General features: G+C 70.9%; 4 protein-coding genes. All 4 read left to right on the plus strand.

What is annotated here, in order from left to right; translation table 11 throughout:
* Nucleotides 1–474, plus strand: a 474-nt coding sequence (locus tag AOK08_RS27430; protein ID WP_198539411.1) for a cobalamin biosynthesis protein, incomplete at its 5' end; no start/stop codon positions are given.
* Nucleotides 471–1,994 carry a cobyric acid synthase gene (locus AOK08_RS27435; RefSeq protein WP_055530948.1) on the plus strand — a complete coding sequence of 508 codons (1,524 nt, stop codon included), beginning with the start codon at nucleotides 471–473 and terminating at the stop codon, nucleotides 1,992–1,994. The genes AOK08_RS27430 and AOK08_RS27435, both read left to right, overlap by 4 nt.
* Nucleotides 1,991–5,647: a cobaltochelatase subunit CobN gene (gene cobN, locus AOK08_RS27440; protein ID WP_055530950.1), complete on the plus strand. Its 3,657-nt coding sequence runs from the start codon at nucleotides 1,991–1,993 to the stop codon at nucleotides 5,645–5,647. Before AOK08_RS27435 ends, cobN begins: the two co-directional genes overlap by 4 nt.
* Nucleotides 5,644–6,779: magnesium chelatase ATPase subunit I (locus AOK08_RS27445; RefSeq protein ID WP_157876818.1), on the plus strand; the 1,136-nt coding region annotated here is incomplete at its 3' end. The genes cobN and AOK08_RS27445, both read left to right, overlap by 4 nt.

Genomic DNA, 6,779 nt, shown 5'->3' on the forward strand with positions numbered 1-6,779 from the left:
GTGTGGGGCGCGGTGGGCGGGGTGCCGGGGCTGGTCGGGTTTCGGGCCGTCAACACGCTTGATGCCATGGTCGGGCACAAGTCCGCCCGGTACCGCCGGTACGGGTGGGCCTCCGCTCGGCTCGACGACCTCGCCGGGTGGCCGGGGGCGCGGCTGACCGCCGTACTCGCGGCTGTGGCCGGTGGCGATCCACGCGGGGCCGTACGGGCCTGGCGTGCCGATGCCTGGCGCCATCCCAGTCCCAACGCCGGGCCCGTCGAGGCCTCGTTCGCGGGGGCGTTGGGGGTCCGGCTCGGCGGGACGCTGTCGTACGGGGGGCGGGTCGAGCATCGGCCCGTGCTCAACGGGGAGTCCGGGCGGGCCGTCGGCGTGCCCGATGTCGAACGGGCCGTACGGCTGTCGCGGCGCGTCACCTGGCTGGCCCTCGGGGTCAGTGTCGCCGCACGGCTCGTATTGAAGGGGCGCAGGTCATGAGTGGGGGGAACCTCGGTGGTGGGCTGCTGGTCGCCGGGACCACCTCCGACGCCGGGAAGAGTGTGGTCACCGCCGGGATCTGCCGGTGGCTGGTGCGGCAGGGGGTCAAGGTCGCGCCGTTCAAGGCGCAGAACATGTCCCTCAATTCGTTCGTCACCCGTGAGGGTGCCGAGATCGGGCGGGCGCAGGCCATGCAGGCGCAGGCCTGCCGGGTGGAGCCCACCGCGCTGATGAATCCCGTACTGCTGAAGCCGGGCAGCGACCAGAGCAGCCAGGTCGTGCTCATGGGGAAGCCGGTCGGGGAGATGAGCGCTCGTGGGTACCACGGCGGGCGGCGGGAGCAACTTCTCGCGACCGTGCTGGAGTGCCTCGCCGAACTGCGGGGCACGTATGACGCGGTGATCTGTGAGGGGGCCGGGAGCCCGGCCGAGATCAACCTCAGGCGGACCGACATCGTCAACATGGGCATCGCGCGCAATGCGCGGCTTCCTGTCGTTGTCGTCGGGGACATCGACCGAGGGGGCGTCTTCGCCTCCTTCTTCGGGACGGTCGCCCTGCTGTCCCCCGAGGACCAGGCCCTCGTCGCCGGGTTCCTCGTCAACAAGTTCCGGGGCGATGTCTCCCTCCTCGAACCCGGGCTGGACATGCTGCTCGGGATCACCGGTCGTCCGACCTTCGGCGTACTGCCCTTCCGGCATGGGCTCGGCATCGACGAGGAGGACGGGCTGCGGGTTTCTCTGCGGGGCACCGTCCGGGAGTCGAACGTCGCGCCACCCGTCGGGGAGGACGTGCTGCGGGTCGCCGTGTGCGCGGTCCCGCTGATGTCCAACTTCACCGACGTCGACGCGCTCGCCGCCGAACCGGGCGTCGTGGTGCGGTTCGTGGACCGGCCGGAGGAGCTGGCCGACGCCGATCTCGTCGTCGTTCCGGGGACGCGTGGCACCGTGCGCGCCCTGGCCTGGCTGCGGGAGCGGGGCTTGGCGGACGCCGTTGTCCGCCGCGCCGCCGAGGGACGGCCCTTGCTCGGCATCTGCGGCGGCTTCCAGGTGCTCGGCGAGCACATCGAGGACGACGTCGAGAGCCGCCAGGGCCATGTGGACGGGCTCGGAGTACTTCCCGTCCGGGTACGGTTCGCCCGCGAGAAGACCCTCACCCGGCCCGTCGGCACCGCCCTCGGCGAGGACGTCGAGGGGTACGAGATCCATCACGGGGTCGCCGAGGTCCTGGGCGGGGAACCCTTCCTGGACGGCTGCCGGGTCGGCAGCGTCTGGGGTACGCACTGGCACGGCTCGCTCGAATCCGACGGATTCCGGCGGGCGTTCCTGCGCGAGGTGGCCGCCGCCGCGGGCCGCCGCTTCGTGCCGGCCGCCGACACCTCCTTCGCCGGGCTGCGCGAGGAACAGCTCGACCTGCTCGGCGATCTCATCGAACAGCACGCGGACACGGACGCGCTCTGGCGACTCATCGAGTCGGGCGCGCCGCAAGGACTGCCTTTCATTCCACCGGGAGCGCCCGCATGAGCACAGTGTTGTTGTTGTCGACCGCCGACACGGACCTGCTGGCGGCCCGGGCCGCCACCGGTGCCTCGTACCGGATCGGCAATCCGACCCGCGTGGACGTCGCGGAGGAACTGCCCGCGCTCGTCGAGGGCGCGGACGTCGCCGTCGTACGGCTGCTGGGCGGGAAGCGTGCCTGGGAGGACGGGCTCGCCTATCTGAAGACGTCCGGTGTGCCGACCGTGCTGCTCGGCGGCGAGGCCGTGCCCGACGCCGAGTTGATGGCCGAGTCTTCGGTGCCTGCCGGGGTCGTCGCGGAGGCGCTGCGGTATCTCGTCGAGGGCGGGCCCGCCAACCTCGTGGAGATGGCACGGTTCCTGTCCGACACCGTGCTGCTCACCGGTGAGGGCTTCGACGAACCGCAGAAGATGCCCGAGTACGGGGTCCACGGCTCGTACGCGCGGGAGAGCGGCCGTCCGACGGTCGGGGTGCTCTTCTACCGGGCCCATGAGCTGAGCGGCAACACCGGGTTCGTCGACACGCTGTGCGAGGCGATCGAGGCGCGGGGCGTCAACGCCCTTCCCGTGTACTGCGGTTCACTGCGCGGCGCCGACGCGGGCCTGTACGAGCTGCTCGCCGGCGCCGACGCCCTGATCGCCACCGTCCTCGCAGCGGGCGGTACGCACGCCTCGGATGCCTCGGCCGGCGGTGACGAGGAGGCCTGGGACATCGGCGCCCTCGCCGACCTCGACGTGCCTGTGCTGCAAGGGCTTTGCCTTACGTCGTCCAAGGCCACGTGGGACGGGTCCGACGCCGCCCTCTCCCCGATGGACGCGGCGATGCAGGTCGCGATCCCCGAGTTCGACGGCCGGCTCATCACCGTCCCGTTCTCCTTCAAGGAGGACGGCCCCGACGGCGTACCGGTGTACGTCGCCGACCCCGAGCGGGCCGCCCGCGTCGCCGGAATCGCCGTGCGGCACGCCCGGTTGAAGCACAAGCCGAACGCCGAGAAGAAGCTCGCGCTCGTCTTCACCGCCTACCCGACCAAGCACTCGCGCGTCGGCAACGCGGTGGGCCTGGACACGCCCGCGTCGGCGGTACGGGTACTGGACGCGCTGCGCGACGCCGGGTACTCGCTCACCGAATACCCCGACAACGGGGACGAGTTGATCCACCGGCTCATCGAGGCCGGCGGTCACGACGTCGAATGGCTGACGGAGGACCAGTTGGCCGCCGCGCCCGCGCGCGTGCCGCTCGCCGACTATCAGGCGTGGTTCGACAAGCTGGACGGTGAGCTGCCGGACGGGATGCTGGAGGCGTGGGGCGAGCCGCCCGGCTCCCTGTACGTCGACGGGGACGACATCGTGCTGGCCTCCCTCCAGTTCGGGAACGTCGTCGTGATGATCCAGCCGCCGCGCGGCTTCGGGGAGAACCCGATCGCGATCTACCACGACCCCGACATGCCGCCCTCCCACCACTACATGGCGGCGTACCGGTGGCTGGAGAATTCCTTCGGTGCCGACGCCGTCGTCCACATGGGCAAGCACGGCACCATGGAATGGCTGCCCGGCAAGGGACTCGGTCTGAGCAAGGGCTGCGGGCCGGACGCCGTGCTCGGTGAACTCCCCCTCGTCTACCCCTTCATCGTCAACGACCCCGGCGAGGGCACCCAGGCCAAGCGGCGCGGCCACGCCACGGTCGTCGACCACCTCGTACCGCCGATGGCGCGCGCGGACACGTACGGCGACCTGGCGAAGCTGGAGCAGCTCCTCGACGAGTACGCGCTCGTCTCCGACCTGGACCCGACGAAGGCGCCCGCCGTGCGCGCCCAGATCTGGACGCTGGTCAAGGCGGCCGAGCTGCATCACGACCTGCATGTGGACGACCAGCCGGACGACGACGCGTTCGACGAGTTCGTCATGCACATCGACGGCTATCTGTGCGAGATCAAGGACGTGCAGATCCGCGACGGGCTGCACATCCTCGGCGGCGGCCCGGAGGCCGAACCGCGCGTGAACCTCGTCCTGGCCGTGCTGCGCGCCTCGCAGGTGTGGGGCGGCACGGCGAACGCGCTGCCGGGGTTGCGGGCTGCGCTCGCCGCTCAATTCGGGCTGGTGGAGAAGGAGTTGCTGGCCGAGCCCGGGGCTCCGGTTAAGCTGCCGGTCGAGCTGACGGATCTGGTGGACGGGCCCTCGCGGTCGGCCGCCGACGCGATCGACCTGCTGGAGCAGCTGTGCCGACGGCTCGCGGAGGGCATGGAGGAACGGGCGTGGGAGGCTTCGGCTGTTCCCGGTCTGGTGCGGGACGTGCTGGGGCTCGAACTTCCGGACGCTGTCGCGGTGTTGGAGTTCGCGTGCCGTGAGGTGGTGCCGAGGCTGGCCCGTACGACGGACGAGATCACCCACATCCTCAAGGCACTTGACGGCGGATACGTCCCGGCGGGACCTTCCGGCTCGCCCACGCGCGGACTGGTCAACGTCCTGCCGACCGGTCGCAACTTCTACTCCGTCGACCCCAAGGCCATTCCGTCCAGGCTGAGTTGGGAGGTCGGACAGGCGCTCGCCGACTCGCTCGTGCAGCGCTATCTGACCGACAACGGCGAGTACCCGAAGTCCGTCGGCCTGACGGTCTGGGGTACGTCGGCCATGCGGACGCAGGGCGACGACATCGCCGAGATCCTCGCGCTGCTCGGCTGCCGTCCCGTCTGGGACGACGCGTCGAGGCGGGTGACCGGGTTCGAGGTGGTGCCGGTGGCGGAGCTCGGGCGGCCTCGTATCGACGTCACCGTCCGTATCTCCGGGTTCTTCCGGGACGCGTTCCCGCACGTGGTGGGGCTGATCGACGACGCGGTGCGGGCGGTCGCGGAGCTGGAGGAGCCGGCCGAGTCCAACTATGTGCGGGCGCATGTGGATGCCGATGCGGCGGAGCATGGGGACCGGCGGCGGGCCACGGCCCGTATCTTCGGGTCCAAGCCTGGGGCTTACGGGGCTGGGTTGCTGCCGTTGATCGATGCGCGGAACTGGCGCAGCGATGCCGACCTCGCCGAGGTGTACGCGGTGTGGGGCGGTTACGCGTACGGGCGCGGGCTCGATGGGCGCGCGGCGCGTGGGGACATGGAGACCGCGTTCCGGCGGATCGCTGTGGCGGCGAAGAACGTCGACACGCGCGAGCATGACCTGGTCGACGCCGACGACTACTTCCAGTACCACGGCGGCATGGTCGCGATGGTCCGGCATCTGACGGGGGCGAGCCCCGAGGCGTACGTCGGGGATTCGGCGACTCCGGACCAGGTGAAGACCCGGACGCTGGGCGAGGAGACCCACCGGGTGTTCCGGGCGCGGGTGGTCAACCCGCGCTGGATGGCGGCGATGCGGCGGCACGGGTACAAGGGCGCGTTCGAGATGGCCGCGACCGTGGACTATCTGTTCGGGTACGACGCCACGGCCGGGGTCGTGGACGACTGGATGTACGAGAAGCTGTCGGCGGAGTACGTCTTCGACCCTGAGAACCGGGACTTCATGACGAAGTCCAACCCCTGGGCGTTGCGTGGGATCACGGAACGCCTGCTGGAGGCCGCAGACCGTGGGCTGTGGGCCGAGCCGGACGCCGACACGATCGAGCGGCTGCGCGCGACCTACCTTGAGCTCGAAGGCGATCTGGAGGGCGACGACAAGTGAGTGCCAATACTCCGTTTCCGTTCACGGCCGTCGTCGGCCAGGACGATCTGCGGCTCGCGCTGCTGCTGAACGCCGTCTCCCCTGCGGTGGGCGGTGTGCTGGTGCGTGGCGAGAAAGGCACCGCCAAGTCCACTGCCGTACGCGCCCTTTCGGTGCTGCTGCCCGAGGTCGACGTCGTCTCCGGGTGCCGGTTCTCGTGTGATCCCGGGCGGCCCGATCCGGCCTGTCCCGATGGGCCGCACGAGGCCGGGGCCCATGAGTTCCGGGCCGCCCGGATGGTCGAGCTGCCCGTCGGTGCCTCCGAGGACCGGCTTGTCGGGGCGCTCGACATCGAGCGGGCGCTCGCGGAGGGCGTGAAGGCTTTCGAGCCGGGGCTCCTTGCCGATGCGCATCGCGGGATTCTGTACGTCGACGAGGTCAATCTGCTGCACGACCACCTGGTCGACCTGCTGCTCGACGCCGCCGCCATGGGTGCCTCGTACGTCGAACGCGAGGGTGTCTCCGTACGGCATGCGGCGAAGTTCCTGCTCGTGGGGACCATGAATCCCGAAGAGGGTGAGCTGCGGCCGCAGTTGCTCGACCGGTTCGGGCTCACCGTCGAGGTCGCGGCCTCGCGGGAGCCCGATCAGCGGGTCGAGGTCGTGCGGCGGCGGCTGGCGTACGACGACGATCCCGCCGGGTTCGTCGCTCGGTGGGCCGATGAGGAGTCCGCCGTACGGGCCCGGATCGTCGCCGCGCGGGAGCTGTTGCCGTCCGTGCGGCTGGGCGACGGGGCGTTGCGGCAGATCGCCGCGACCTGTGCCGCGTTCGAGGTGGACGGGATGCGCGCCGACATCGTGATGGCGCGGACGGCGGTCGCGCTGGCCGCCTGGGACGGGCGTACCGACGTGCTCGCGGAGGATGTGCGGCAGGCCGCCTTGCTTGCTCTTCCTCATCGGCGGAGGCGGAATCCCTTTGACGCGCCCGGACTTGACGAGAACAAGCTCGACGAGACGCTGGAGGAGTTCGCCGGTCAGGAGCCGGGGCAGGGGTCCGGTGGGGATGAGGATCCTGATCCCGATCCTGGGCCGGACGGGCCCGGTGGGGGTGGAGGTCAGAGCCCTGAGGCCGACGGGGGTCCGCAGGGGGGTGA

It is taken from the genome of Streptomyces graminilatus (genome assembly GCF_001418565.1).
GTDB classification, from domain to species: domain Bacteria; phylum Actinomycetota; class Actinomycetes; order Streptomycetales; family Streptomycetaceae; genus Streptomyces; species Streptomyces graminilatus.